21 protein-coding genes are annotated in these 25,424 nt (G+C 62.8%); 12 read left to right on the top strand and 9 right to left on the bottom strand.

The features are described from left to right. Window positions 1-19: 19 nt before the first annotated feature. The 12 genes from J2W17_RS11915 to J2W17_RS11860 all read left to right on the top strand — a co-directional run bounded on the left by J2W17_RS11915 (window position 20) and on the right by J2W17_RS11860 (window position 16,770). The gene (locus J2W17_RS11915; protein WP_307333809.1) at window positions 20-1,093 is read left to right on the top strand and encodes an ABC transporter substrate-binding protein; all 1,074 of its coding nucleotides are present in this window, start codon (window positions 20-22) and stop codon (window positions 1,091-1,093) included. Beyond that, entirely contained in the window at window positions 1,080-2,078 is a 999-nt protein-coding gene (locus tag J2W17_RS11910) for an ABC transporter permease (RefSeq protein ID WP_307333807.1), read from the top strand. Before J2W17_RS11915 ends, J2W17_RS11910 begins: the two co-directional genes overlap by 14 nt. Next, window positions 2,072-2,866, top strand: a complete 795-nt coding sequence (locus J2W17_RS11905) for an ABC transporter ATP-binding protein (RefSeq protein ID WP_307333805.1) — start codon at window positions 2,072-2,074, stop codon at window positions 2,864-2,866. Before J2W17_RS11910 ends, J2W17_RS11905 begins: the two co-directional genes overlap by 7 nt. 237 nt (window positions 2,867-3,103) lie before the next feature. Further along, window positions 3,104-5,374, top strand: coding sequence for a molybdopterin guanine dinucleotide-containing S/N-oxide reductase (locus tag J2W17_RS11900; RefSeq protein WP_307333803.1), 2,271 nt, complete (start codon window positions 3,104-3,106; stop codon window positions 5,372-5,374). 564 nt (window positions 5,375-5,938) lie between these two features. Next, window positions 5,939-6,772: a class II aldolase/adducin family protein gene (locus tag J2W17_RS11895; RefSeq protein WP_307333801.1), complete on the top strand. Its 834-nt coding sequence runs from the start codon at window positions 5,939-5,941 to the stop codon at window positions 6,770-6,772. A gap of 10 nt (window positions 6,773-6,782) precedes the next feature. Next, a complete protein-coding gene (locus tag J2W17_RS11890) occupies window positions 6,783-7,742 on the top strand; it encodes an ABC transporter substrate-binding protein (protein WP_307333800.1) in 960 nt (319 codons plus the stop codon). A gap of 5 nt (window positions 7,743-7,747) precedes the next feature. Continuing rightward, window positions 7,748-10,192 carry a TonB-dependent receptor plug domain-containing protein gene (locus J2W17_RS11885; protein ID WP_307333797.1) on the top strand — a complete coding sequence of 815 codons (2,445 nt, stop codon included), beginning with the start codon at window positions 7,748-7,750 and terminating at the stop codon, window positions 10,190-10,192. A 13-nt stretch (window positions 10,193-10,205) separates the two neighbouring features. Then, window positions 10,206-11,573 carry an LLM class flavin-dependent oxidoreductase gene (locus J2W17_RS11880; protein WP_307333795.1) on the top strand — a complete coding sequence of 456 codons (1,368 nt, stop codon included), beginning with the start codon at window positions 10,206-10,208 and terminating at the stop codon, window positions 11,571-11,573. Further along, window positions 11,570-13,162 carry an ABC transporter substrate-binding protein gene (locus tag J2W17_RS11875; protein WP_307333793.1) on the top strand — a complete coding sequence of 531 codons (1,593 nt, stop codon included), beginning with the start codon at window positions 11,570-11,572 and terminating at the stop codon, window positions 13,160-13,162. Before J2W17_RS11880 ends, J2W17_RS11875 begins: the two co-directional genes overlap by 4 nt. Window positions 13,163-13,172: 10 nt before the next feature. Beyond that, window positions 13,173-14,180 (top strand): ABC transporter permease, encoded by a 1,008-nt coding sequence (locus J2W17_RS11870; protein WP_307333791.1) that lies wholly within the window; start codon window positions 13,173-13,175, stop codon window positions 14,178-14,180. Beyond that, on the top strand, window positions 14,177-15,064 hold the full coding sequence (locus tag J2W17_RS11865) for an ABC transporter permease (RefSeq protein ID WP_307333788.1): 888 nt from the start codon (window positions 14,177-14,179) through the stop codon (window positions 15,062-15,064). The genes J2W17_RS11870 and J2W17_RS11865 overlap by 4 nt, the downstream gene beginning before the upstream one ends. Next, window positions 15,061-16,770: a dipeptide ABC transporter ATP-binding protein gene (locus tag J2W17_RS11860; RefSeq protein ID WP_307333786.1), complete on the top strand. Its 1,710-nt coding sequence runs from the start codon at window positions 15,061-15,063 to the stop codon at window positions 16,768-16,770. The genes J2W17_RS11865 and J2W17_RS11860 overlap by 4 nt, the downstream gene beginning before the upstream one ends. A 263-nt stretch (window positions 16,771-17,033) precedes the next feature. Here J2W17_RS11860 and J2W17_RS11855 read toward each other — a convergent pair whose 3' ends face one another. The 9 genes from J2W17_RS11855 to J2W17_RS11815 all read right to left on the bottom strand — a co-directional run bounded on the left by J2W17_RS11855 (window position 17,034) and on the right by J2W17_RS11815 (window position 25,219). After that, entirely contained in the window at window positions 17,034-17,876 is an 843-nt protein-coding gene (locus J2W17_RS11855) for a TonB-dependent receptor domain-containing protein (RefSeq protein WP_373459977.1), read from the bottom strand. Continuing rightward, entirely contained in the window at window positions 17,873-18,832 is a 960-nt protein-coding gene (locus J2W17_RS11850) for a D-isomer specific 2-hydroxyacid dehydrogenase family protein (RefSeq protein ID WP_307333783.1), read from the bottom strand. The genes J2W17_RS11855 and J2W17_RS11850 overlap by 4 nt, the downstream gene beginning before the upstream one ends. Further along, complete coding sequence (locus tag J2W17_RS11845) at window positions 18,829-20,028, bottom strand: acyl-CoA dehydrogenase family protein (protein WP_307333781.1); 1,200 nt, start codon at window positions 20,026-20,028, stop codon at window positions 18,829-18,831. Before J2W17_RS11845 ends, J2W17_RS11850 begins: the two co-directional genes overlap by 4 nt. Window positions 20,029-20,224: 196 nt before the next feature. After that, window positions 20,225-21,235: an ABC transporter substrate-binding protein gene (locus tag J2W17_RS11840; RefSeq protein WP_307333779.1), complete on the bottom strand. Its 1,011-nt coding sequence runs from the start codon at window positions 21,233-21,235 to the stop codon at window positions 20,225-20,227. 13 nt (window positions 21,236-21,248) lie between these two features. Continuing rightward, window positions 21,249-21,932 (bottom strand): peroxiredoxin-like family protein, encoded by a 684-nt coding sequence (locus J2W17_RS11835; protein ID WP_307333778.1) that lies wholly within the window; start codon window positions 21,930-21,932, stop codon window positions 21,249-21,251. Next, window positions 21,929-23,275, bottom strand: a complete 1,347-nt coding sequence (locus J2W17_RS11830) for an LLM class flavin-dependent oxidoreductase (protein WP_307333777.1) — start codon at window positions 23,273-23,275, stop codon at window positions 21,929-21,931. Before J2W17_RS11830 ends, J2W17_RS11835 begins: the two co-directional genes overlap by 4 nt. Window positions 23,276-23,302: 27 nt before the next feature. Beyond that, window positions 23,303-24,265 (bottom strand): ABC transporter substrate-binding protein, encoded by a 963-nt coding sequence (locus tag J2W17_RS11825; protein WP_307333775.1) that lies wholly within the window; start codon window positions 24,263-24,265, stop codon window positions 23,303-23,305. A 193-nt stretch (window positions 24,266-24,458) separates the two neighbouring features. Beyond that, window positions 24,459-24,938, bottom strand: coding sequence for a hypothetical protein (locus J2W17_RS11820; RefSeq protein ID WP_307333773.1), 480 nt, complete (start codon window positions 24,936-24,938; stop codon window positions 24,459-24,461). After that, window positions 24,935-25,219, bottom strand: coding sequence for a DUF3077 domain-containing protein (locus tag J2W17_RS11815; RefSeq protein ID WP_307333772.1), 285 nt, complete (start codon window positions 25,217-25,219; stop codon window positions 24,935-24,937). The genes J2W17_RS11820 and J2W17_RS11815 overlap by 4 nt, the downstream gene beginning before the upstream one ends. Between the last annotated feature and the right edge of the window lie 205 nt (window positions 25,220-25,424).

The raw sequence follows: 25,424 nt of genomic DNA, 5'->3' as shown, positions 1-25,424 counted from the left end.
ATCAAAAGGGATATTTTGCATGGCCGTTTTCGATCGTTTGACCCGTCGTCACCTGCTGGGCCTGGCCAGCGTCGCCCTGGCGAGTCCGTTGCTGATGTCATTGCCGCGCGCCAGTTGGGCGACCGATGAACACGCTGGACATGCTGCCCCGGGCGCAAGCGAGCCCGGCGGCACTGGCGAGTTTATCCGCCTGGACGCGCCGCGGGCGCTGAAGCTGGCGGTCAACCTCAATGCGGTGTGCCTGGCGCCGGTGGTCATCGCCCATGGGCAAGGATTTTTCAAGAAGCACAACCTCGATGTGGAACTGGTCAACTTTGGCAACTCCACCGAAGTCCTGCTCGAAGCCATCGCCACCGGCAAGGCCGACGCCGGTGTCGGCATGGCGCTGCGCTGGCTCAAGGCCCTGGAGCAGGGCTTCGACGTCAAGCTCACCGCCGGTACCCATGGCGGTTGCCTGCGTTTGCTCAGTGCGGTCAATGGTGACGTGCACAAGCTCGAGGACCTCAAGGGCAAGACCATCGGCGTCACCGACATGGCCAGCCCGGACCGCAATTTCTTCTCGATCCTGTTGAAAAAGCACGGCATCGATCCGGTGCGCGATGTCGACTGGCGACTGTTCCCGGCCGACCTGCTGGGCACGGCGCTGGAGCGCGGTGAAGTCCAGGCGATCAGCGGCAGCGACCCGTTCATGTACCGCCTGATCAAGGCCGGCCAGGCCCGGGAGCTGTCCACCAACCTGGTCGAGGAGTACGCCAACCTCAGCTGCTGCGTGGTCGGCGTGACCGGCAAACTGGTGCGCGAGGAAAAACGCGTGGCGGCGGCCCTGACCCAGGCGATTCTCGAGGCCCACGATTACTCGGTGAAAAATCCCCAGGCCGTGGCCAAGGGGTTCCAGGCCTACGCGCTGAACACCTCGGTCGAAGAAGTCGAGGCCATCCTGCATGACCATACCCACGGGCATCATGCCGTGGGAGCGCTGCTGACCAGGGAAATCACCACCTACGTCACCGACCTGAAAACCGTGGAAGTCATTCGCCAGAGCACTGATGCCGGTGAGTTCGCCAAGGAGATCACCGCCGATGTCTTCAGCTGAGTTTTCGACACTGGCCCCAGCGGCGACGTCGCGGGCTTTCAAGGTCTGGCGCCAGGGCGCGATAGCGGTGACGGCGTGGGTGGCGGTGGCGCTGTTGATCAGCTATTGGCCCAACGCCACGCGGGTCTGGCCGATGACCCAGGGCTTGGCGAATCTGTGCCTGGCGATGGCGGCCTTGATCGGCCTGCTGGGTCTCGTCGGTCGCTGGTCGGCACAAGTTGCCACGCGCATTCGTGCAGCTGGCGCCTGGTTGATCGCATTGCCGCTCCTGTTGGCTGTCTGGGAGCTGCTCACCGCCAAGCTGGGCCTGTTGCCGGTGCCATTTTTCGCACCGCCGCAAGCGTTGCTCGCGGTGTACGTCGAAGACTGGCCGCGCCTGGCCGAGAGCCTGCTGCACTCGGCGCTGTTGCTGGGCACGGGCGTGGCATTGGGCGCTGCAACCGGTTTTGTCGCCGGGGTCGCCATCGGTTGGTCCACCAGCATCGGCTACTGGCTGCATCCGGTATTGCGCATTCTCGGGCCGGTGCCTTCCACCGCCTTGCTGCCGCTGTGCTTTTTTCTGTTTCCCACCAGCTGGAGTGCCAGCGTGTTCCTGATCGCCCTGGCGACCTGGTTCCCGGTGACGGTGCTGACCTGGTCCGGCGTGGCCAGCGTCGACAAGGCGTATTACGACGTGGCCCGGACCCTGGGTGCGAAGCCGGGCTTCCTGATTTTCAAAGTGGCGATCCCGGCGGCCTTGCCCCACGTGTTCGTGGGTCTGTTCATGGGGCTGGGCGCTTCGTTCTCGACCCTCGTGGTCGCGGAAATGATGGGGGTCAAGGCTGGCATCGGCTGGTACTTGCAATGGGCCCAGGGCTGGGCGGCCTACGCCAATATGTATGCGGCGCTGTTGATCATGGCACTGGCCTGCTCGGGGCTGATCTCCGCACTGTTCCTGGTGCGTGACCGGTTGCTAGCATGGCAGAAAGGAGCGATGAAATGGTAGCGCTGGCACAAACAACAACGGCGTCGGCGTCGGCAGGGCTGGCTCTGCGCATCGACAATTTGAGTCATGGGTTCGCCCTGGACGGTCAGCACTTGCCGGTGCTGGAGCGGGTTTCCCTCGACGTTGCCCCTGGCGAATTCGTCGCCTTGCTCGGGCCTTCAGGATGCGGCAAGTCCACCTTGCTGCGGCTGGTGGCCGGGCTGGAACCGGCCGATTCCGGCAGGTTGCTGGCTGACGGTGTGTCGATCACCGGCCCGGATCCGAGTCGGGTCGTGGTGTTCCAGGACCCGACGCTGTACCCGTGGCGCCGGGTATGGGACAACGTCGCCCTTGGTCTGGAAGCCCAGGGCCTGCTGAAAACCCATTCGGCCAAGGTCGATGCCGCGTTGGAAAAAGTCGGCCTCAGCCAGTTCGCCCGCGCTTACCCACGGCAGCTGTCAGGCGGGATGGCCCAGCGTGTGGCCCTGGCCCGGGCGCTCGTCAACGAACCGCGCCTGCTGATTCTCGACGAGCCCCTGGGCAAGCTCGATTCCCTGACTCGCATCACCATGCAGAAAGAACTGATCGACCTGTGGCAACGCCAGGGCTACACCGCGCTGCTGGTGACCCACGATGTCGAAGAAGCCCTGCTGCTGGCCAATCGGGTGATCGTGTTCAGCGACCGGCCGGCGGCGATCAAGGCGCAATTGACCATCGAACGACCATATCCGCGGCATCGCGACGACCCTTACCTGGTGGACCTGCGACGCCAGATCATGGGCTTGCTTGGGTTGGGGGAAAGCTGGTAATCATGGGTTGAATGCCAAATCTGTGCCGAACACTATTCGCGAGACAACGACGTACCCCTGTAGGAGCGGGCTTGCCCGCGAAAGCTGTGTGTCAGTCGATACATATATTGCCTGATACACCGCTTTCGCTGGCAAGCCAGCTCCTACAGGGGACTGATAGTGTTTGGGAGAATTGTGCCTGGCACTGAGCTAATGTGGGAGCGAGCTCTCCATATTCCATAGGGATTTTTTCAGACCATGAGTTTCACTTCCATGCATTGGGGCGCCTACCGCCCGCAGGTCGTCGACGGAAAGCTGCAAGCGATGGTCCCGGCGGAATGGGACCCGGATCCGTCCGCTATCGGCGCTTCGATTCCCGAAGCCCTCACGTCGCCGACGCGAATCCTGCGGCCGGCGGTGCGTCGCAGCTATCTTGCGCAGCCCGGTTCTCACCCCGAGCTGCGCGGCCAGGAACCCTTCGTCGAAGTGTCGTGGGAGGTCGCCCTGGACCTGGTCGCCGGGCAGCTGAAACAGGTCAAGGCCGAGCATGGCAACCAGGCCATTTTCGGCGGCAGCTACGGCTGGGGCAGCGCCGGGCGGTTTCATCATGCGCAAAGCCAGCTGCACCGTTTCCTCAATCAGTTCGGCGGCTATGTGTTCAGCATGGACAGCTACAGCCTGGGCGCCGGCCGGGTGTTGATGCCGCACATCGTCGGCAACATGGACTGGCTGCTGGCCGCGCACACCTCATGGAAAAACCTGGCGCAGCATTGCGAACTGTTCGTCGCCTTCGGTGGCCTGCCGGCAAAAAACGCCCAGGCCAGCCCCGGGGGTGCCAGCGAGCATCTGTTGACCCGTGCGCTGGAAGAAATGTCCGAGACCGGCGTGCAGTTCGTCAACGTCAGCCCGTTGCGCGACGATCTGACCGGGCCGAAAAATATTCAATGGCTGCCGGTTCGTCCCGGCAGTGACACCGCGTTGATGCTGGCGTTGTCCTACGTGCTGGTCAGCGAAGGTTTGCACAATGAGGACTTCGTTCAGCGCTACACGGTTGGCTATGAGCGGTTTCGCGATTATCTGCTCGGCCATGTCGACGGCCAGCCCAAAAACTCACTGTGGGCCCAGGCCCTGACCGACATCCCGGCGCAGCAGATCACCGACCTCGCGCGGCGCATGGCCCGCCAGCGCACCATGATCAACGTCGCCTATTCCCTGCAGCGGTCGGTGCACGGTGAACAGCCGTTCTGGATGACCGTGACCCTGGCCGCGCTGCTCGGGCAGATCGGCCTGCCCGGCGGCGGCTTTGGTCTGGGTTACGGCTGCATGAACAACACTGGCAGTGGCCGCAAGGCGTTTTCCGGACCGCGCTTTTCCCAAGGGGTCAATCCGGTCAAGGATTTCATTCCGGTGGCGCGGGTGACCGATATGCTGCTCAACCCGGGCGCGCCTTTCGACTACAACGGCAAGCAGTTGCATTACCCGGACATCCGCCTGGTCTATTGGGCCGGGGGCAACATCTTCCATCACCATCAGGATCTCAACCGTCTGCTGGAGGCCTGGCAGCGGCCGCAAACCATCGTCGTGCATGAGCAGTTCTGGACCGCCCAGGCCAAGTACTCGGACATCGTGTTACCGGCCACGACGGCCCTGGAGCGCAACGACATCGGCAGCTCCGCTTCGGACCGTTTCATGATCGCGATGCACCAGGCGATCGAGCCGGTGGGAGAGGCCCGGGACGATTATTCGATCCTGGCGGATGTCGCCAGGCGCCTGGGTTTTCGCGACGCCTTCACCGAAGGCCGCGATGCCGAAGCCTGGCTGCGCTTTACTTATGACGAATCCCGGGGCAGGGCGCAGGAGCACGGGATCGAACTGCCGGACTTCGACCGCTTCTGGCGCGATGGCCTGTTCGAAATCGACTACCCCGACAACGATACCGTCCTGCTCGAATCTTTCCGCGAAGACCCCGACGCCCATCCACTACCGACGCCCTCAGGACGCATCGAAATCTTCTCTGAACGCATCGCCAGCTTCGGCTACGCCGATTGCCCCGGGCATCCGGTGTGGCTGGACAAGCCGCTGGCATCGTTTCCGTTGCAGCTGCTGTCGAACCAGCCGAAAACCCGCCTGCACAGTCAATACGATCACGGCGCCTACAGTCGCGCTTCGAAGGTCCGCCAACGTGAACCTTTGACGCTCAACCCCGCCGACGCGCGCGATCGGGGGCTGGTCGATGGCGACGTGGTCAAGGTGTTCAACGACCGCGGCGCGTTCCTGGCCGGGGTAATCGTCTCGGACGGCATTCGCCCGGGCGTGGTGCAAATCGCCACCGGAGCCTGGTTCGATCCATGGGTGCCTGGTGAACGCAACAGTCTGGAAAAACACGGCAACCCGAACATGATCACCGCCGACATCGGCGCTTCAAGCCTGTCCCAGGGCTGCTCGGCGCAAACCGCCTCGGTGGAGATCGTCAAGTGGGATCAGGCGTTGCCACCGATCACGGCGTTCGAGCCGCCGTCGATGGTTTGAGGGTGGAGCAGTTTGCCCGATTCATCGATGAGGTCCTGCCTTCCCCTGTAGGGGCTGGCTTGTCGGATCGCCGCACCGCAGCGAAAGCGGTCTGTCTGCCAACACCTCTGTTGAATGTGCCGCCGTCTTCGCCAGCAAGCCGGCTCCTGCACGGATTAGCGTCGATTGCGCGCAGGTTTATACCAGGTCGCCGAGCTTCACTAAAAATGCAAATAGCTGATAAATAATCATAAAAATATTAATTAAAGTAATTATTAACTTATAACTATTAAGACTTTTACAGAAGTTTTTTAGACGAATATTTTCCACCCAAGAGATCTTTCTCTAACGACAACTCGACCCGACCCCTCGCACGGTGGAGGAGAGCCAAGACCTGACCCACCTGCGAGGGCGCCTGATCATGACCACCTGACCTCATTTCCCCTTGCTGTTCCGCGCGGCTCCTGACGCCGGTTCCAGCACGCTTCTCTCCTGTGATCCCCCGTGCCGGCTACCTCCGAGCCAGGGTGCCGTTCGCCTTTGAAAAACCAGCTCGCACGCCGAGTCCTGATCAGAGTCTGCCCAATGAGTCATGCCAAGCGTTTCCCCCAAAGCATCTACAGCCTGCCGTCCGACAACAATCGCCTGACCCTGGGCAGCGTGCCACGGCACGAGGACCCGTTGCTCGAGCGCCTGCATCGCAAGCAACGCCTCGCCGCGGCGTACCGCCTGTTCGCCCGTTATGGCTATGAAGTCGGTGTGGCCGGGCATTTCACCGCTCGCGACCCGATCCATCCCGAACAGTACTGGATCAACCCGCTCGGTGTGCCGTTTTCACAAATCACCGTTTCCCATTTGCTGCGCGTCGATAGCAACGGCCAGGTGGTGGAGGGTGATGGCGTGCTCAACACCAGCGCCCTTGAACTGCACCACGATCTGCAGCAGGCGCGCCCGGAAGTCGTCGGTATTGCCCACCTGCATGCGTTCCATGGGCGGGTGTGGTCGTCCCTGGGGCGGCTGTTCGATCCGATTACCGCCGAGGCCGGGGCGTTCGAGGACGATCAGGTGTTCTTCCGTCGTCACGATCTGCGCACCGCTGGCGGCGCGTTGGAGCAGGACCGCGACATCGTCAGCCGGGCGTTCGTCGAGACCTTTGCCCAGCACAATCTGTTGATCTGGCAGAACCATGGGCTGTGGGTCACCGGGGAGACGGTGGAAAGCGCGGCCTGGCGCTTCATCCTTGCCGAAGACACCGCCCGTGCCCACCTGCTGGCGCATTCGGCGGGCACGCCGTCGATACCCCAGGCGGAATCGCCCGAGGGCTCCAGAGACAAGGCGCGTCACGAGTTCTTCGGTTGGCTCAACTTCCTGCCACTGTGGGACCTGATCCGCACCGAAGAACCGGATCTGCTCGACTGAGGAGTTGGCCATGCACACGCTCTCTCGTCGGCAATTGCTGCGGGCCACCGGTGTCCTCGCGGCCGGAACCCTGCTCGATGCCCAGGCCGCATCCGCGCCTTTGCGGGTGTGGCGCTACAAAGGCATGGCCGCCTCATTCCTGGCGGATGCCGGGCAGGCGGACACGCCTTATCCAGTGGAGTGGGTGGACATCGGCGGCGGCAATCTGGTGCTTGAAGCCTTGACCAGCGGCCACCTGGATTACGCCTTCATGAGCGAGATCCCGCCGATTTTCGCCTCGATTGCCAAGGCGCCGCTGGTGGTGGTCGCCGTCTACAAGGGCGACACCAACGACAGCGGCATCGTGGTCCGCAAAGGCGCGGGGATCCGCAGCGTTGCCGACCTGAAGGGCAAGACCATCAGCTATGTGCGGGCCACCAACACCCATTACTTCGTGCTCAACATGCTGCGCCGCAACGGCCTGTCCCTGGCCGATGTGCAAGCGGTGCCGTTGCCGGTACAGGACGCCCTGAGCGCCTTTCGCAACGGTCACATCGACGCGCTGGCGACGGGCGGGATCAGTGTGCTGCAGGCCGTGAGCCAGATGGATGGCGAGTTGCTGGAAAACGTCAGCCGCTACTCGTCCGGCAACTACCTGATCGCGACCACCGGGCAAGTGCTGTCCGACCCGCAGCGGCGCGACCAGGTCGGCGATTTCCTGCGCCGCGAAAAAGCCACTTGGGAGTGGGTCAACGCCCATCCCGAGCGGTGGGCGCAACGCAGCGAAGCGCTGACCGGCATCGACCGTGAACTGTACCTGCGCCAGTTCCGCCAACGCAGCCAGCCGACTCGCCTGGTCGGCACCGACGACAGCGCCATCGCCGCGCAGCAGCAGGTCGCGGACCTGTTTTATGAAAACCACCTGATCAGCCAGAGCGTCGATGTACGACCGCTGTGGCGCAACGACTTCAATCAAATTCTGAACAGTTGATTCCCATGAAATCGAACGCTTATGTTTCGACGCTGCAACTCGCCCCCTTGGTGTTTGCAGGCTTTTCCTTACTGCCGGTGTATGCAGCCACCGATGAAACCCTGGACAGGGTGATTGTCACCGGGTCGCGTGGCAGCGAAGCGCGTACGGTCACCAGCAGCCCTTCGCCGATCGATGTGATCAGCGCGCAGCAACTGGAAAAAACCGGCGCCAACAGTTTGCGCACGGCGTTGCAGAAAACCCTGCCATCCTTTTCCCAGCGCCCCTCGGGCACCTCCAACGACAGTATTGCCCGGCCTTACAGCCTGCGCGGCCTGAACGGTTCCAACGTGCTGGTGCTGGTCAATGGCAAGCGCCGTCACAACAGCGCGGTGATCAACCTCGATTCCACGGCGGCCTACGGCACCAACCCGGTTGATCTGGACATGATCCCGATCAGCGCCATCGACCATATCGAAGTGCTGCGCGACGGCGCTTCGGCTCAGTACGGTTCGGACGCGATCGCCGGGGTGATCAATATCATCCTCAAGCAGAACGACAATGGCGGTTCGGCCAGTACCTCCTACGGCGAATACACCAAGGGTGACGGTGGCACCATTCGCCAGACCCTGAACAAAGGTCTGACGTTGCCCAACGACGGCTTCTTCAATGTCTCCCTGGATGCCAAGTCTCAACAGACCGCCGTGCGCGCCCGTGATGCCACCGGCTCGTTCTACTACCGGCAACCCGATGGCTCCGCCGACCCGCGAGAGGCCACCGCCGACAAGTCCGTGCAGAAAAACGGCCTGCCGAAAATCAAGGCGCTGGGGGTGGCCTACAACGCCGAACTGCCCCTGGAAGAGGTCACTCTCTACTCCTTCTCGACCTTGACCAAGCGCGATGCCCGGGGTGGGCAGAATTTCCGTCGGCCCAATTCCACCAACATCATCCCCGAGATCTACCCCGACGGTACCGCGCCGTTCTACACCCTGGAGGAAACCGACTACCAGGCCGCGGCGGGCGCCAAGGGCCTGGTGGGTGACTGGAATTGGGACCTGAGCTCGACCTTCGGCCGCGACAAGGGGCAGGCCGGTGCCGATGAAACCCTCAACGCCTCCCTGGGACCTTCGAGCCCGACGCACTTCGACAGCTATACCAATTACTTCGATCAATGGACCAATAACTTCGACCTGACACGAGCGTTTGAAGTCGGGCTGGCCAAGCCGCTGCAGGTGTCCGCGGGGCTCGAGCATCGGCATGAACGCTACAAGACCGAGTCCGACGACCCGCTGTCGTTCATCAACGGCGGCTACATCTACCCCAGTGGTCCGTTGCAAGGCCAGCCCGCGGCAGTCGGTGCCCAGGGGGCGATCACCCTGACCCCGGAAGACGAAGGCCAGGCCAGCCGCAACAGCTACGCGACGTATGTGGATGTCGGGCTCAACCCGACCGAGAAGTTCTATGTCGGCCTGGCCGGCCGCTTCGAGAGTTATGACGACAGCGCCGGCAACACCACCAGCGGCAAGCTGTCGCTGCGTTATGACTTCACGCCCGAGTTCGCGATTCGCGGCACCTTGAGCAACGGTTTTCGCGCGCCGTCATTGTCGCAATCGGTGTACGCACAAACGGCCAACCAATACACCACGGTCAATGGCGTCCCGCAGTTCGTTGAAGCCAAATCGGTGCGAGTCGATTCACCCTTGGCCAAGGCGCTGGGCGCCGAAGACCTGAGCCCGGAAAAATCGCGCAACATCAGCGTCGGCTTTGCCTACAAGCCGGTGCCCGAAGCCAACATCACCCTCGATGCCTACCAGATCGAAATCAAGGACCGCATCGCCCAGACCGGCTTCCTGTTCGGCAACGGCGTGGACCAGATCCTCGTGGCCAATGGCTTCCGGCCCGGTTACCGGGTGAAGTACTTCACCAACGCGGCGGACACCACCACCCGCGGCGTCGACCTGGTCACCGACTACCGCGTCGATTACGGCGCCCTGGGCAACGTCAAGTACGGCCTGGCGTTCAACTACAACAAAACCGATATCGACAGCATCAAGTCGACGCCGGCCGCATTGACCGCCGCCGGATCCAACCTGGAGCTCTTCGACCGGGTGGCCCAGGGTTACCTGACGGTGGCCAACCCCAAGACCAAGCTGATCCTCAGTGCCAACTGGACAATCGACAAGTTCGACATCAATGCCTCCGTCAGCCGCTACGACAAGGTCATTGCCCGGGATGTGAACCCCGATTTCGATGTGACCTACGGCGCCAAGTGGCTCACCGACCTGGAAGTCGCCTACGACCTGACCGACAGCCTGAACCTGGCAGTGGGGGGGAACAACCTGTTCAACGTCAAGGCCGACAACAACGGCTATCCCAACGGCGATATCAACGGCTTTCCGAAGTTCGGCAGCATCTCGCCGTTCGATCCCTACGGTGGCTTTTGGTACACCCGCGTGAGTTACAACTTCTGATGAGGACCCCGACATGAGCCATAACCACAGACAAATCATTCTTGGCGCCTTCATTCCCAGCGCTGGCATTCAAGGTTCCAGCTGGCGTCACCCGAGCGCTACCGGCGACTCGTTCCGCGATTTCGAACACTACCGCGCAATTGCCGAGAAGCTGGAAGCCGCGCGCTTTCACGCGTTGTTCTTCAACGACACGGTGAACGTCGACCTCGATCCGCTGGCACTGGCCGGCGGGCCCAACAGCGTGCGCTGGGACCCCTTGGTGCTGCTGCCGGCGTTGGCGCTGGCGACGCGACACATCGGCCTGATCGCCACCGCCAGCACCACCTACAACGAGCCCTTCAACATCGCCCGCAAGTTCGCTTCCATCGATCACCTGAGCGGTGGGCGCGTCGGCTGGAACCTGGTGACCTCGTTGGGGGGCGGGGAAAACTTCAACCTCGACGCGCACATCAAGCATGCCGATCGCTATGAGCGTGCCGAGGAGTTCTACGATGTGGTCACCGGTCTCTGGGACAGCTGGGAGGACGATGCCTTTGTCCAGGACAAGGCGACGGGTCGCTGGCTCGACGTCGACAAATTGCATGTACTCAATCACCACGGCAAGTACTTTCAGGTCCAGGGTCCGCTGAACGCCGCGCGCCCGGTCCAGGGCTACCCGGTGATAGCCCAGGCCGGCTCCTCCGACTCGGGCAAACGCCTGGCGGCCAGGGCGGGAGAGCTGATTTTCACCGCCCAGCATACGGTCGAGCAGGGGCAGGCTTTTTATCGCGAAATCAAGCAAAGCGCCCAACGCCTGGGGCGCAACCCCAAGCATCTGAAGGTGCTCCCCGGGGTCTCCACGATAGTGGGCAAAACCCAGGCCGAGGCGCAGGCCAGGTACGACCAGTTGCAGGAGTTGCAAGACCCGAAATCCTTCCTCAGTTCGATCTCGCGTTTCACCAGCCTGGGCTTCGACCTGTCCGAGTTACCCTTCGATTCGCTGGTGCCGTTGCCGCCGGAACAATTCGACACCAATACCCACAAGAGCCGGCAGAAACTGGTGTTCGACCTGATTCGCCGGGAGCGTCCGACAGTGCGCGAGCTGTTCAACAAGCTCACCGCCGGCGGTCACCGTATCTTGATCGGTACCCCGCAGAGCATCGCCGATGATTTCCAGGAGTGGTTCGAGAACGGCGCCGCCGACGGCTTCAACGTGATGTTCTCCGGCTTGCAGCAAGGCATTGCCGACTTCGCCGATGGCGTGGTGCCAGAGTTGCAGCGGCGAGGGTTGTTCCGTCGTGAATATCAGGGCAAAACCTTGCGCGAAAATCTCGGTTTGCCGTACATCGCCAACCGTCACGCAGGGCCCGGGCTTCAACCGCTGCAAGAGATTCAATCATGAGTGCGCGCGTCCGATGGCTGCATCTCTCGGTGCCCGTGCTGGCGCTGCTGCTGGGGGCTTGCGGCGATCCCCAGGGCAGCGTGACCGGCGCGCAGACGTCCATACCCCAAAGCGGTGGCATCCTGCGGGTCGCCTTGGAAGGTGATCCGCAATGCGTCGATCCACAGCAGGCCGGTAACAACACGGCGCTCAATGTCGGGCGGCAACTGGTCGATTCGTTGACCGATCAGGACCCGCTCAACGGTGCGATCGTGCCGTGGCTGGCGCAACGCTGGGAGGTCGACGCCGACTCCCGGCGTTTCACCTTCATCCTGCGTGAAGACGTCACTTTCAGCGACGGTACGCCGGTGGACGCCGCGGCGGTCAAGGCCAACTTCGAAGGCATTGTGGCCCTGGGCGCGCGCTCGATCCTCGGCTCGACCTACCTGGCCGGTCTCAAGGGTATCGAGACACCGGACAGTCATACCGTGGTGGTCGAGTTCGAGCAGCCGAACGCGCAGTTCCTCCAGGCCACCTCGACCATGACGTTGGGCCTTTTATCCAGCGCAACCCTTGGCCTGGCAGCGGGTGAGCGGTGCCAGGGCCGATTGATTGGCTCGGGGCCGTTTGTGCTGAAATCCTTCGTGCACAACCAGAGCCTGTCGTTGCAGCGGCGCGATGATTACAACTGGGCGTCGTCGCTGGCGGCCCATGCTGGCAAAGCCTGGCTCGACGGCATCGAATTCTTGATCATCCCCGAGTCGGGTGTGCGTTTGGGCAGCCTGGCGTCCGGCCAGATCGATGTGAACACCGGCGTCGCGCCGCAAGATGAGCAGAGCATCGCAAGCCAGGGCCTGGTGCTATTGACCCGGGCCAACCCGGGGGTGGTGTACAACCTGGCGCTGAATGAGTCGACGCCAATGTTTGCCGATATCAGGGTGCGTCAGGCGCTGAACAAGGCGATCGATCGAGCCGAACTGCAAAGCATCATTTCCCGCTACCAGAAGCCTGCCAGCGCCCTGGTCGCCAGCAGCACGCCGTTCTATCGCGATTACTCCAGTCTTCTTACCTACGACCCGGATGCCGCCCGACGGTTGCTCGATGAAGCCGGTTGGCAGTCTGGCGCGGATGGGGTGCGCAGCAAGGAGGGTCAGCGACTGTCGTTTCGTCTCGATTACTGGCAGCCGACGCCGATTCTCGAACTGGTCCAGCAACAATTGAAACGGGTCGGGATCGAGCTGCGCCTGAACAAGTCGACCCTCAGCCAGGTGACTGCGCTACAGGCCAGCGGCGATTTCAGCCTGCGCTTTCTAAACCTGACGCGGGCCGATCCGGATGTGCTGCGCACCTTGTTCGATGCCGCGGGCTACAACATCAATCAGCGGCAACCGGGCGAGGTCGATCGACTGTTGCGCGAATCCGCCGAGACCCTGGACGGTGGCAAACGCCAGGTCTTGATCGATCAGGCCAGCGAATGGCTGCTGCGCGACGGGCATGCCATTGCCCTGATTGAACTCGCCACCGTCATGGCCCACGGCAAAGGGGTACATGGCCTGCATTACGAGGCCTCGTCGCGGCTGCAGTTCTTCGACACCTGGTTGCAGCCATGAGGGCCGGGCGATGAGTGATTCCATATTGGCAACCAACCCGGCCGTGGTGCGACGCCGCGGTCCGGGTATCTGGCGTTACCTGCTGGCCCGCGCCTGGCAGGCCCTGCTGGTGCTGTGGGCGGCGTTCAGCCTGTCGTTCCTGATTCTCTACGCGCTGCCCAGCGATCCGGTGAGCATCATGCTCAATCAGAGTGGCGAGCAGAGCACGGTCAATCAGCAGCAGGTCGACGCGCTACGTGCGCAATACCATCTGGATGAACCCTTGGCGGTGCAGTACGGGATTGCCCTGTGGCGGGCGCTGCAACTGGATTTTGGCAACTCGATCCAGAGTGGCCAGCCGGTTTCCCGATCCTTGGCCGACGCCTTGCCGGCGACGGCCGCACTGACCTTTCTGGCATTGTCGGTCGCCTTGGTGGCAGGCATCGGCCTGGCCTTGGGCGCCAGCCTGACACGCCGGGCCTGGCTGCGCGATCTGCTGTTGGGGCTGCCGGCGGTGGCCGTGTCGCTGCCGACCTTTTGGGTCGGGTTGCTGTTGTTGCAGTGGTTTTCCTTCGGCTGGCACTGGTTTCCGGCGATGGGCAACCGCGGGTTGGCCTCGCTGGTGCTGCCGGCCCTGACGCTGGCCATTCCCACCAGCGCGGTGATCGCCCAGGTACTGGCGCGATCCCTGGCCGCGACCTGGCGCCAGCCTTTCGTCGAAGCGTTGCGGGCCAAGGGGCTGGGGCCGGTGCGCCTGATGCTGGTGCATGTGCTGCACAACGCGCTGATTCCGATCCTGAGCGTGTCCGGGGTGATCGTCGGTTCGCTGCTGGCGGGGGCGGTGGTGACGGAAACCGTGTTCTCCCGCGAAGGCGTCGGGCGCCTGGCACAAGCGGCAGTCAGCAGCCAGGACATCCCCATGGTGCAGGGTGTGGTGCTGTTGGCGGCGTTGATCTTCATTGTCGTCAACTTGCTGGTAGACCTGCTGTATCCGCTGCTTGATCCGCGTATCCGCGCCAACCCGGGAGCCAGACGATGAACGATGGATTGATCGATACGCTTCCTGCTGCGCGCCGTACGCCCTGGCGTTCGGGCTGGTCGGCAACGCTGCTGCGGGTGTTGCGCCGGCGCCCATTGTTGCCGTTGGGACTGGCAGTCTTGTTGTTGGTATTGAGCTGGGCCCTCTGGCCGCAGCTGTTCAGCCACTTCGACCCCTTGCTCGGTGTCCCTGCCCAGGCGTTGCAGGGGCCGTCCCTGGAGCACTGGTTCGGCACCGATCATTTGGGGCGCGATCTCTACAGCCGCACGGTGCATGGCGCGGCGCTGTCGTTGCAGGCGACATTGCTGGCGGTGGTGATCGCCTTGCTCAGTGGCATCGTGCTAGGTGTGCTGGCGGGATTTTTCGGGGGGTGGGTCGACGCCGTGTTGATGCGCCTGGTGGAAATCCTGATGGCGATTCCGGCGTTGCTGCTGGCCATGGCGGTGATCACCGTGCTCGGCTTTGGCACCTTGAACATTGCCTTGGCGGTGGGTTTGTCGTCAGTCGCGACCTTCGCGCGCCTGGTCCGGGGCGAAGTGCTGCGCTGGAACGCCAGCACCTTTGTCGAAGCCGCCTCAGCCTGCGGTGTCGGTCCCTGGACCATCATCGTGCGGCACATCCTGCCACACGCGAGCGCACCGGTATTGGCCTTGGCCGCCCTGGAGTTCGGCAGCGCGGTGCTGGCGGTGTCGGCCTTGAGTTTCCTCGGGTTCGGCGCACCGCCGCCGCAGCCGGAGTGGGGATTGCTGGTGTCCGAAGGACGCAACTACATGGTGTCCGCCTGGTGGTACACCAGTTTGCCAGGGCTGGTGGTGGCGGCGGTGGTGGTCTCGGCCAACCAATTGGCCAGGGCGTTACAGGATGATCAGGGAGCACGTGGATGAATCGGCGACAGGAAGCTTTGTTGGAGGTGCGTGATCTGCGTATCGCTTATCACGGCCGTGAAGGACGAACCGAAGGCGTGGCCGGGATTGATTTCCAGCTGCAGTCCGGGGAAATACTGGCGATTGTCGGTGAGTCCGGTTCGGGAAAATCGACCACGGCGGCGGCGCTGGTGGGGTTGCTGGCCGCCAACGCGCGGATCGAGGCGGGCAGTATTCGCCTGGCGGGTGAGGAGTTGACCCGGGCCAGTGAGCGCCAGTGGCAGGCGATTCGCGGGCGACGTGTCGGCTTTGTGCCCCAGGACCCGGGATTGTCACTGGACCCGGTCAAGCGTATCGGCAGCCAACTGATTGAAGCCTTGACCCTGCATGACGTGCCGAAAGCACTGGCTCGCCAGCGCAGCCTGGAACTGTTGCGCGAGGTCGGTCTGGCGGATGCCGAACGGATTGCTCAAGGCTATCCCCATCAGCTCTCGGGCGGTATGCGCCAGCGCGTGCTGATCGCCATCGCCTTGGCCAATGATCCGCCGCTGATTATCGCGGATGAGCCCACCAGCGCCCTGGATGTCGGCGTACAGCGGCAGATTCTCGACCGCCTGCAAGCCCTGGCCCGGGAGCGCGGGAGTGCCGTGTTGCTGATCACCCATGACCTCGGGGTGGCGCTGGATCGCGCCGACCGGCTGCTCGTGATGCACCAGGGGCGCATCGTCGAGGCCGGTGAGGCCCGGCGGATTTTCCAGGCACCGCAACATGCCTACACTCAGCAACTGCTCAATGCCGCACCCAGCCTGACCGTGCAACAACGGCGCGCGCCGGTGGCCGTACCATGGGTTGATGGCCAGCCCGCGGCGCTACTGGTAGCGAAGAACCTGAGCAAAGACTTCTCCTCCTGGCGCAACCACGAGCCGGCGGCGGTGGATGGCGTTTCCTTTCATTTGCCCCGCCATGGCACCACCAGCCTGGTGGGCGAGTCGGGCTCGGGCAAGTCCACCACCGCACGCTTGATTCTCGGTCTGGAAAAACTCGACACCGGCACCGTGCTGTTCGATGGCCAGGACATCAGCCAGGTGTCGCAACGCGAGTGGCTGGCCCTGCGGCGACGGATCCAGGTGGTCTATCAGAACCCTTATGCCTCGCTCAACCCGCGTTTGAGCCTGGAGCAGATCATCAACGAACCGCTGCAGGCCTTTGCCCTGGGGGATGCGGCCTGGCGCCGGCAACGGGCGGCGACCCTGCTGGAACAGGTCGAGTTGCCGGTGCGCCTGCTCGGCAGTCGTCCCACCGAACTGTCCGGCGGCCAGCGTCAGCGTGTGGCGATTGCCCGGGCGCTGGCGCTGGAACCGCAGTTGCTGGTGCTCGATGAGCCTTTATCGGCGTTGGATGCTTCGGTGCAGGGGCAGATTCTGAAGTTGCTGGGGGAGCTGCAAGCCAGGCTCGGCCTGAGTTACCTGTTCATCTCCCACGACCTGGCCGTGGTCCGGCAGATCTCCGATCAGGTGGTGGTGATGCAGGCGGGCCGGGTGGTGGAGCAGGGCGCCTGCGAGCAAATTTTCCAGTCCCCTGCCAGCGACTACACCCGCAGTCTGTTGGCGGATATCCCGGGCCGGCGGCATGGCGTAGGCGCTGGTGTGCCGGCGAAGGCAACCTTGAGTCCGGCAGCGTCCATGCAGACGCCTTCGCCAGCAAGCCGGCTCCTACAGGTCCGGTGATCCAAGCCGGAGATCCTGTAGGGGCTGGCTTGTCGGATCGCCGCACCGCAGCGAAGGCGGCCTCGAGCCTTGCGGCGTCCATGCAGGCGCCTTCGCCAGCAAGCCGGCTCCTACACGAGATCGGAGGTGTTCATCGATTTCGTATTCACTGCAGATCCCCTGTAGGAGCTGGCTTGCCAGCGAAGACGGCCTCGAGCCATGCGGCGCTCATGACGATGCCTTCGCCGGCAAGCCTGGCTCCTAGGGATTTTGCGTGGGAGAAATCAGAACGCGTACTGCAACCGCGTGTAGTAGTAACCACCCGTAAAGCCGAACGGCGAATAGCTACCCCAGTTATCACCGAACGAAGAGTTCGGCACACCAATGTGGTCAGGGTATTTGTCGAACAGGTTCTGCGCACCCACAGCCACGGTCAGCTGTTTGTTGAGCGCATACGCCACGTCGAGGTCGGTAATCCATTTGGCCGAATATTCCCGGTCCAGGCTCGGATCGCTGGAACTGTTGACCTCGGTGTACGTGCCATAGCGGGTCAGCCGCAGGTTGACGTCGAAGTCGCGGATCGCCCAGTCAGCGGAGAAGATCATCTTGCTGCTGGGGGAGGTCTTGGTGATCAGCGCTCGCGACTGGCGCCCGAGCAACTGGAAGTTGCTGCCCAGGGCCGTGAGTTGCGACGGGGTTTCGTTGACGCTGAGGATTTGCGTGTGGTTGTAGTTCAGCGCCGCGGTCCAGCGCACCGAACCGAACTGGTTGAGGTTCTGCCGGTAGTTACCGACCACATCGACCCCCGAGGTACGGGTGTTGGCGCCATTGGTGAAATACTGCGCCCCGGCGGTGGCCGGCACGCCGATGCTGTCGAGCAGGGCCGCGACGCCCGGGCCCTGGAAGCGTTCACTGAGCACCAGGCGGTCGCGCAGGTTGATCACGTAGCCGTCCACAATCAGGCTCAGGTCGTCACTGGGCGTCAGGGCGAAACCGAGGCTGAAGTTGGTCGAGCGCTCGGGTTTCAACGACTCGGCACCCAGCGCCTGGGCGCCTGCCGAGTCCACCGGCAGGATCACGTAGTTTAAGCGGTCATGCGCAATCCACTGACTGGGGGTGGGGCTCAATACCCGCGCTGTACGTCCGCTTGATTCTCCAACGCCAGGCCATTGAGGTAGCGCTCGAGATTGGCCAGGAAGCTGTCGGCAATTTCGTGGCGACTGTTGCTGGAAATCGCCGAGGTATGGGGCGACAGGCGCACCCGTGGGTGAGCGTAGAGCGGGTGACCGTCCGGCAAGGGCTCGGGTTCGGTGACGTCCAGCGAGGCCAGGCCGATGCTCCCGCTGTCCAAAGCTTCCAGCAGAGCCCCATGGTCGAGCAAGCCACCCCGTGCGATGTTGATCAGGTGCAGCCCCGGTTTGGCGCTGGCCAGCACCGCACTGTCGACGATGTGCCGGGTCGAGGCGGTCAAGGGCGCGGCCAGCACCAGGTGATCGGCGCGGGCAAACAGGTCATGGATATCCCGCGCCGCTTCCACGCCTTCTACCTCGAACGGCGTCTGGCTCTGACGCAACGCCAGCACCTTGATGCCCAACGCGTGGGCCTTGGTCGCGAGGCTGCGGCCAATGGCGCCGAAGCCGAGAATCCCCAGCGTGGTGCCCTTGAGCGGCGTCAGCGCGGTGAAATTCCATTGTGAGTCATGCACCCAGATGTCCGGCAAACGCTTGGCCGCGGCGAAGATCGCAGCCAGGGCGAACTCGGCGATGTTCTCGGCGGCGCTGCCGCGGGAGGTGCTCACCGGTGGGCCGTTGAACAGCCATTTCGGATAGAAGTCGATGCCTGAAGACACCACTTGAATCCACTGCAAGCCATAGGGCCAGCCCGGTGGCGGTGTGTCCGGCGCTTGATAACCGCGCACATTGATCGGCCGCGCCAGCAGGATGCCGACTTCTGCCGGCAGGTCGCTGGGCACTCCGGCCGGCACGCCGATGACGCGGGCACCGGGGTGGGTTTGCGCGAGGCGCTGGCGGATCACTTCGTTGAAATCTTCATCCAGTTGGCTGGCGATGACGAGCTGGCTCATGGGCGTTCCTTGGGCTGGGATGGGGGCTGGCGCTGGGCGAAGACCGCTTTGCCGACACCTTGCAGGACGGCGTCGTTTTGCGGCGTGTGAACCCGGCTGCAGAGCACGTCGCGATAATGCCGTTGCAGCGGATTGTGGCGTGACAGGCCCGGATTGCCGGAGGCCTCGATAGCCAGCTCGACGGCGCGGATGGCGTTGCCGGTCACCAGGTATTTCAGTTGCGCCGCGTGACTGGCCGGCGTGTGGCCCTCGGCGGCGGAGTCGAGCAGGCTGCGGTTGGCGAACAGCAGGGTGTCGATGTGGCCGACGGTTTCCTGAAAGCGTGGCAGGGTCGACAACGCCGCGCCCAGGTTCGACGGCGCGCGGGTTTCCAGCCAGCTCACCAGCCAGTCGCGGGCCGCCTGGGCGACGCCGTCGTAGACCGATGACAGCAACACCGACATCCACAGGAAACCGTCGCCATCGAGTTCGGGTTGCGGCGCGCTCCAGCGGCTGACGCTGACGGCGTGATCCAGCGGCACCAGCACGTTGTCGAACACCACCTCATGGCTGCAGGTGGCGCGCATGCCCAGGTGGTCCCAATCCTCGATGATGCTAATGCCCGGCGTGTCCTTGTGCACCAGCCAGGCGCCGACCAGCGGGTCTTCGTCGTTACTGCGGGCCCAGACGCTGAACCAGCTCAGGCCATGGCTGCCGGTGGAGTAGATTTTCCGCCCGCTGATGCGCCAGCCCGCCGCGGTACGCCTGGCGATGGTCGCCGGCAGACCGCCGCGGGCCGGGGTGCCGAGGTCGGGTTCGACGCGCAAGGCGTTGATCAACGCGCCATGCTCGACGGCGTCCCGGGCCACCTGCTGGCGCAGCGTGTCCGGCCAGCTTCGGCTGTCTTGCAGCCGTGAGTGCTGCAGGTATTGCATCACCAGAATCAAGGCGGTGGAGGGTTCACCCTTGGCGATGGCGCTGATGGCCTGGCGTGCCTGTGCCAGGTTCGCGCCGCCACCGCCCAGGGCCTTGGGTACGGTCAACGCGACCAGGCCGTGTTCGTGCAATAGCTTGAAGTTGTCGTGGGGAAAGGCGCCGCTCTCGTCATACAGGTGGGCCGTGGCGGCCAGTTGCGCACCGATGTTTTCGAGCAGTGCTTCGAATTGGGCCACTTCGACGGATCGCAGTGGTGGAGAATGTTGGGAAGAAAGACTCATGGTGGATTCACTCGATCAAAAAAGCGTGAGAGCCGGTATCTGTTCATGTACGACACAGCCCCCCTGCAGGAGCCGGCTTGCTGGCGATAGCGGTGGGTCAAACACCATCGATGTGGCCTGTTCCACCGCCTTCGCTGGCAAGCCAGCTCCTACAGGGGGCGGTGTTGTTCATACCTTTTGTGTATGGCCTCATGGCTCAAAGCGGCAACAACGGGAAATTTTTGTCCCAGAGAGGACTCACATCGAGCCGTTCGCTCAACACCCCCGCATCGAAGAACAGGTCCGCAACCTGTTGCTGCGAAGCAATGGCCTGATCGTTTACGGCAATGATTTTCGACGGCTGGCTGCGGTTGTTGTACATGTCGAGGAACACCGCTTTGTCGACCCCGAGCAATTGCGCCGATTTCGCGGCCCAGGGGTCGGGGTTGTTGTTGATCCATTCCAGGGTGCGCGCCTGGCGCTGCAGGTAGTCCTGGATCGCCTGCTTGCGCAGCGGATCTTCCAGGGCGGCAGGGCGCGCGGCGATCAGGTAGTTGCCCGACAGATAACCCAGCGCGGTTTTCAGCACCCGGGCGCCACTGCGGAATTTCGCCAGCTGGATAAACACGCCATAGATCACCCAGGCATCGAGCTGGCCGCTCTGGAATGCACTGAAACCATCCTGGGGCGTGAGCGCCACCGGGGTGATGTCCTTCAAGGTCAGGCCTTGCTCCTTCAGGGCCTTGATCAGGAAATAGTGCGACGTGGTGGAGCGCACGTAGCCGACCCGTTTGCCGCGCAATTGCGCCACCGATTCCAGGTTCGAGTCCTTGGGGATGAGGAACACCTGGTTGTTCACATCGCCTTGCAGCACCGCGATCAGCCGCGGTTGGCGATGGCTCTGGATCGAGAAGATCGGTGGAATCTCGCTCATGCCGCCGACGTCCAGACTGCCCGAAGCCAAGGCTTCGACGATCAGGTTGCCGCCGGCGAATTCCGAATAATCGACCTTGTAGGGGGTATTGGCAGTGCCGGCGTCTTCGCTGAAATAGGAGTCCTGCCCCCGGTAAGTGGCGACCCCCAGGGTCAGGTCCGAGAGCCTGTTGGCCTGGGCGAATGCACGCGGCGCCAGTCCCAGGGAAGACAGCCCCAACGCGCCAAGGGCGATGGAGCTGGCCGTGAGGAAGCCGCGACGATTGAACTGTCCCTGTGTGATCTTTTTCGTCATGGTCAGGCTCTTGTCAGATGGCGAGTTGCACGGGTGTTTGCCCCAGCAGCTGTTCGACCGCGCGCAATACCGGATCGGCTTCGGTGCGCACCAGCCAGTCGGGGCTGACTTCGGCGAAGGCCACCTTGCCGTCCCGGGCGATGACCACCACTGTGGGCTGCGGCAATTCCCAGGTGCCGGTGCCGGTGGTTTCGCCGATGCCATTGCCTTTGGCCAGTGCGGCTTTGCGCGAGGCTTCATCGAAGTTGTAGAGAATGCCCAGGCGCCGGCCGAGGTTGTTGTCGGGGTCACTGGCCACTTGCAGTCCGAGGTTGTGACGGGTCTTGATCTCCACCAGCTTTTCCGGCACTTGCGGGCTGACCGCCACCAGCGGCACCCCCAGTGCCTGCAGGTGCGGATAGAGCTCGCGCTGGTAATAGGGCAGGGCGATGTTGCAGGCCGGGCAGCCGGCGAAGCGGAAGAAAATCAGCACCGCAGGTCCGTTGGCGAGCAACTCGTCGCGGCTCAGGCTGCCGCCTTCGACCTTCAACAACGTGAAGGGCTCAAGCGAGTCGCCAGCTCTGACGAAGTCGTCGATCCGGGCTTCGTCCACCAGGCGTTGGCGTTGATCGATATTGACTTGCAGGGCCGCCGGCTCCCAGGTCGCCAGACGTTCGGCATGCAGGTTCGCCAACAGGCGGTTGAGGGATTCGCTCATGCCAGTGCCTCGCTTTTTTCTTCGATAGGGGTGCTCGCGTGACGGTTGGCCGGTACTTCGAGGCCGAGGTTGGCGCGCAAGGTGCTGCCGCTGTATTCGTCGCGAAACAGACCGCGCTGTTGCAGGATCGGCACCACCAGTTCAGTGAAATACTGCAGGCCATCGGGCAATAGCGAGTTGATGATGAAACCGTCCGCAGCACCCTGTTCAAACCAGGTCTGCAGGGCATCGGCCACCCGTTCCGGCGTGCCGACAAAATCGCGCCGCGGCCGGGAGAAGCGCAGGGCGACTTCGCGCAAGGTCAGGCCTTCATCCCGCGCAAGCTGCTTGATTCGGTCCGATCCGCCTTTCTGGCTGTCGGAACCCAGGTCGCCCAGCTCGGGGAACGGCGCATCCAGCGGGTATTGGCTGAAGTCATGGTCGTTGAACGGCCGGCCGAGGGCGACGATGGCATCCTCGATGGTCACCAGTTCCACCGCTTGCTGATAGCGGCTTTCAACTTCTGCTTCATCACGGCCCACGATCGGGCGGATGCCCGGCAGGATCGACAGCTTCTGCGCCTCCCGGCCGAAGCCGCTGGCCCGTTGTTTCAGGTCCTGATAGTAAGCGCGGGCTTCGTCGAAGGACTCGGGACTGACGAAAATCGCGTCGGAGTTTTCGGCGGCGAAACTGCGTCCCGCCTCGGAGGTGCCGGCCTGGAAAATCACCGGCTGACCTTGCCGGGAACGGGCGATGTTCAGCGGGCCCTTTACCGAGAAGAATTCGCCCTTGTGCTCCAGGGCGTGCAGCTTGCCAGGCGTGAAAAATTCACCGCTCTGCTTGTCGTAGGCGAAGGCATCGTCTTCCCAGGAATCCCACAGGCCCTTGACCACGGCGACGTGCTCCTTGGCGATGCGGTAGCGCACGGCATGCGGTGGGTGCTCGGCTTTGCCAAAGTTGTCGGCGGTGCCGCTGAGCCAGGACGTCACCACGTTCCACCCGGCGCGACCGCCGCTGATGTGGTCCAGGGAAGCAAACTGCCGTGCCACCTGGAAGGGTTCGGTGTAGCTGACGGTCACGGTCGCGACCAGGCCTATGTGCCGGGTGGTGGCGGCCAGGGCCGAGAGAATGGTCAGCGGCTCGAAGCGATTGAGGTAGTGCGGGCTGGACTTTTCATGGATGTGCAGGCTGTCGGCGATGAACACGAAGTCGAACTTCGCCGCCTCGGCCAGTTGCGTCTGTTGCTTGTAGAAATCGAAGTTCACGCTGGCGTTGGCCAGGGCCTGTGGATGGCGCCATTCGCCCCAGCCATGGCCGACGCCATGGACCATCGCACCGAGTTTCAGTTGGCGTTGTTTGCTCATGGTTCTACTCCTGAATCAGTCGCATCGTTATCGAGATGCCTGGTTGAGTTGGGCACGCTTGGCGTTGAAGCTCTTGTCGAAGCCTTGAGAGACGTCGATGTGTTTTGTGAGAATGCCTTCTTCCTGATAGATGTCCGCGGTGGTTTGCAGGCCGCCGATGACCTTGTCGTCAATCTCCACCGGTTCCATGTGGGTGCCTTTGGCCACGGCGACATGCACCGCCAGCGGCAAGCCGGTCACGCGCGCCTGGGCGGCGGCGTATTCCTCGGGATGGGCGTTGGTCCAGCGGTAGGCACGATCGACCCGGGCGACGAAGTCTTCGAGTTGCTGGCGTTTGCCGGCGATGGCCTGGCTGGTGGCGGCCAGGTACAAATGGTTGGTCAGCAGGGTTGCGCCACTGGCCAAAACCTTGGCCTGATTCTGGGTGGTGGAAATGGTGGTGTATGGGTCCCAGGTCGACCAGGCGTCGGCACTGCCGTTGTCCAACAGGATTCGCGACTCGCTCGGCAGCAGATAGATGAACTGCACATCGCTGGTGCTCAGGCCGACGCTGCGCAAGGCCTTGATCGCCAGGAAGTGGCCGATGGAGCCGCGGGTGGTGACGATCTTCTTGCCCTTGAGATCGCTGGCGTTGTTCAGCGCCGAATCCTTGGGCGCGAGGATCGCGGTGGTGTAGCGGCCTTCGGCATGCACGATGCTGACGACTTTGATCGGCGCGCCCGCCCCGAGGGCGAATACGTAGGGCGCATCACCCAGGGCGCCGATGTCCACCGCGCCGGCATTCAGCGCTTCGCCCAATGGGGCGGCGGCCGGGAACTCGGAAAACTGGATGTCGTAGGGCACATCCTTCAGTTCGCCGGAGACCTCCAGCAGTACCTTGATCGAGGACTTCTGATTGGCCACCAGCAGGGGTTGAAGGTCGCTGGCCTGGCTCGATGCAGCGAAGCCCAGGGTGCACAAGAGGCTTAACAGCAGGGGTTTTAGTGACATGGGAAACTCCAGGCGGGTGGTTGCGCTTCGTGTTACCTCCGCCTGGAGAAGGGGTCGGTCTGTAGTTGACGTTATCCCTATAAAAAGTCGCTGTGAAATTCTTTATAGTTATATGCTAATTATTAAGTTAGCTGATTATATGATTTATGATTATTAAAATAATGCATTTAATGCTACGCCAGAGATCCTCAGCTCAAGCGCCAGACGTGTGGGCGCGAGACCGGCTTGCCGGCGAAAGCGGTGGGTCAGTCAACATCCATGTTGAATGTAATGGCCTCTTCGCGAGCAGGCTCGCTCCCACAGTGGATCGTCGCCGAGCAAAAATTTTGCGTGCACAGCAAACACCCTGTGGCAGCAGCTTGGTCGCGATGAGACCCCTGCCAGTCAATGCTGTCAGTTGGATCTTGTTACACCCGAGCCCGAATCCGCCGCCCAACACATCCATCACATCACAGCCATCACGCAACAACATCGCCGCCGCGTTGGCCAGTTGCTGCACATCAGCCCCCTTGGCCTGGGTGATATCAAGACTGGCCAGGCTTTCCATCATCTGTGTCCCCGCCAGAAACCGCGTCGCGGCATTGCTGTGCAAAACATCCAATGGCGCTTGAGTGACAACCAGCAGCGCCGGAATGTCGCAATCATTGTTGGTCATCGGCAGATGCGGATTCATGCCTCACCTCCCGCTTGCGCGGCGTGCATACCGTCAATGGAGGCCTGGAGCAATGAACGCGCGGTGCCGAGCATTTGCTTGCTCGCCCAGCGTAACGAAGCGATGTGTTCCGGGCGGGTGGCGTGGGGGGCTTGATGGGCGAGGGCTTCGGCGCAACTGAGGTAGACCGAGGCGTGCTCCAGGGCGTCGAGGAGGGGGATGTCGGGTTGTACAGCGAAGAGGTGATGGTCAACGTGGTCGCAGGGGGCGAAAGGGGTGGATTTTGTGGTTGGCTCAGCCATTGGTGTAACTCCTTGGTAGTCAAAGAGCTGCCACTTCATCGCCGTCAAACGAATTGGGTGGCAACTGTGTGCAGGTTGACGGACCGGTCCAAGGAACCCGGCGCACCCGAAAGTGCCCCGCACACAGTCACCATAAAGCTGTGCATCGGGCACGAGAGTGCACGAGCAAACTTGGATGACATGCGCGCCTTGGATTTGCCGGGCC

It is taken from the genome of Pseudomonas lini, assembly GCF_030812475.1.
Lineage (GTDB): Bacteria > Pseudomonadota > Gammaproteobacteria > Pseudomonadales > Pseudomonadaceae > Aquipseudomonas > Aquipseudomonas lini_A.
This window is presented reverse-complemented; position numbering and strand designations above follow the sequence as displayed.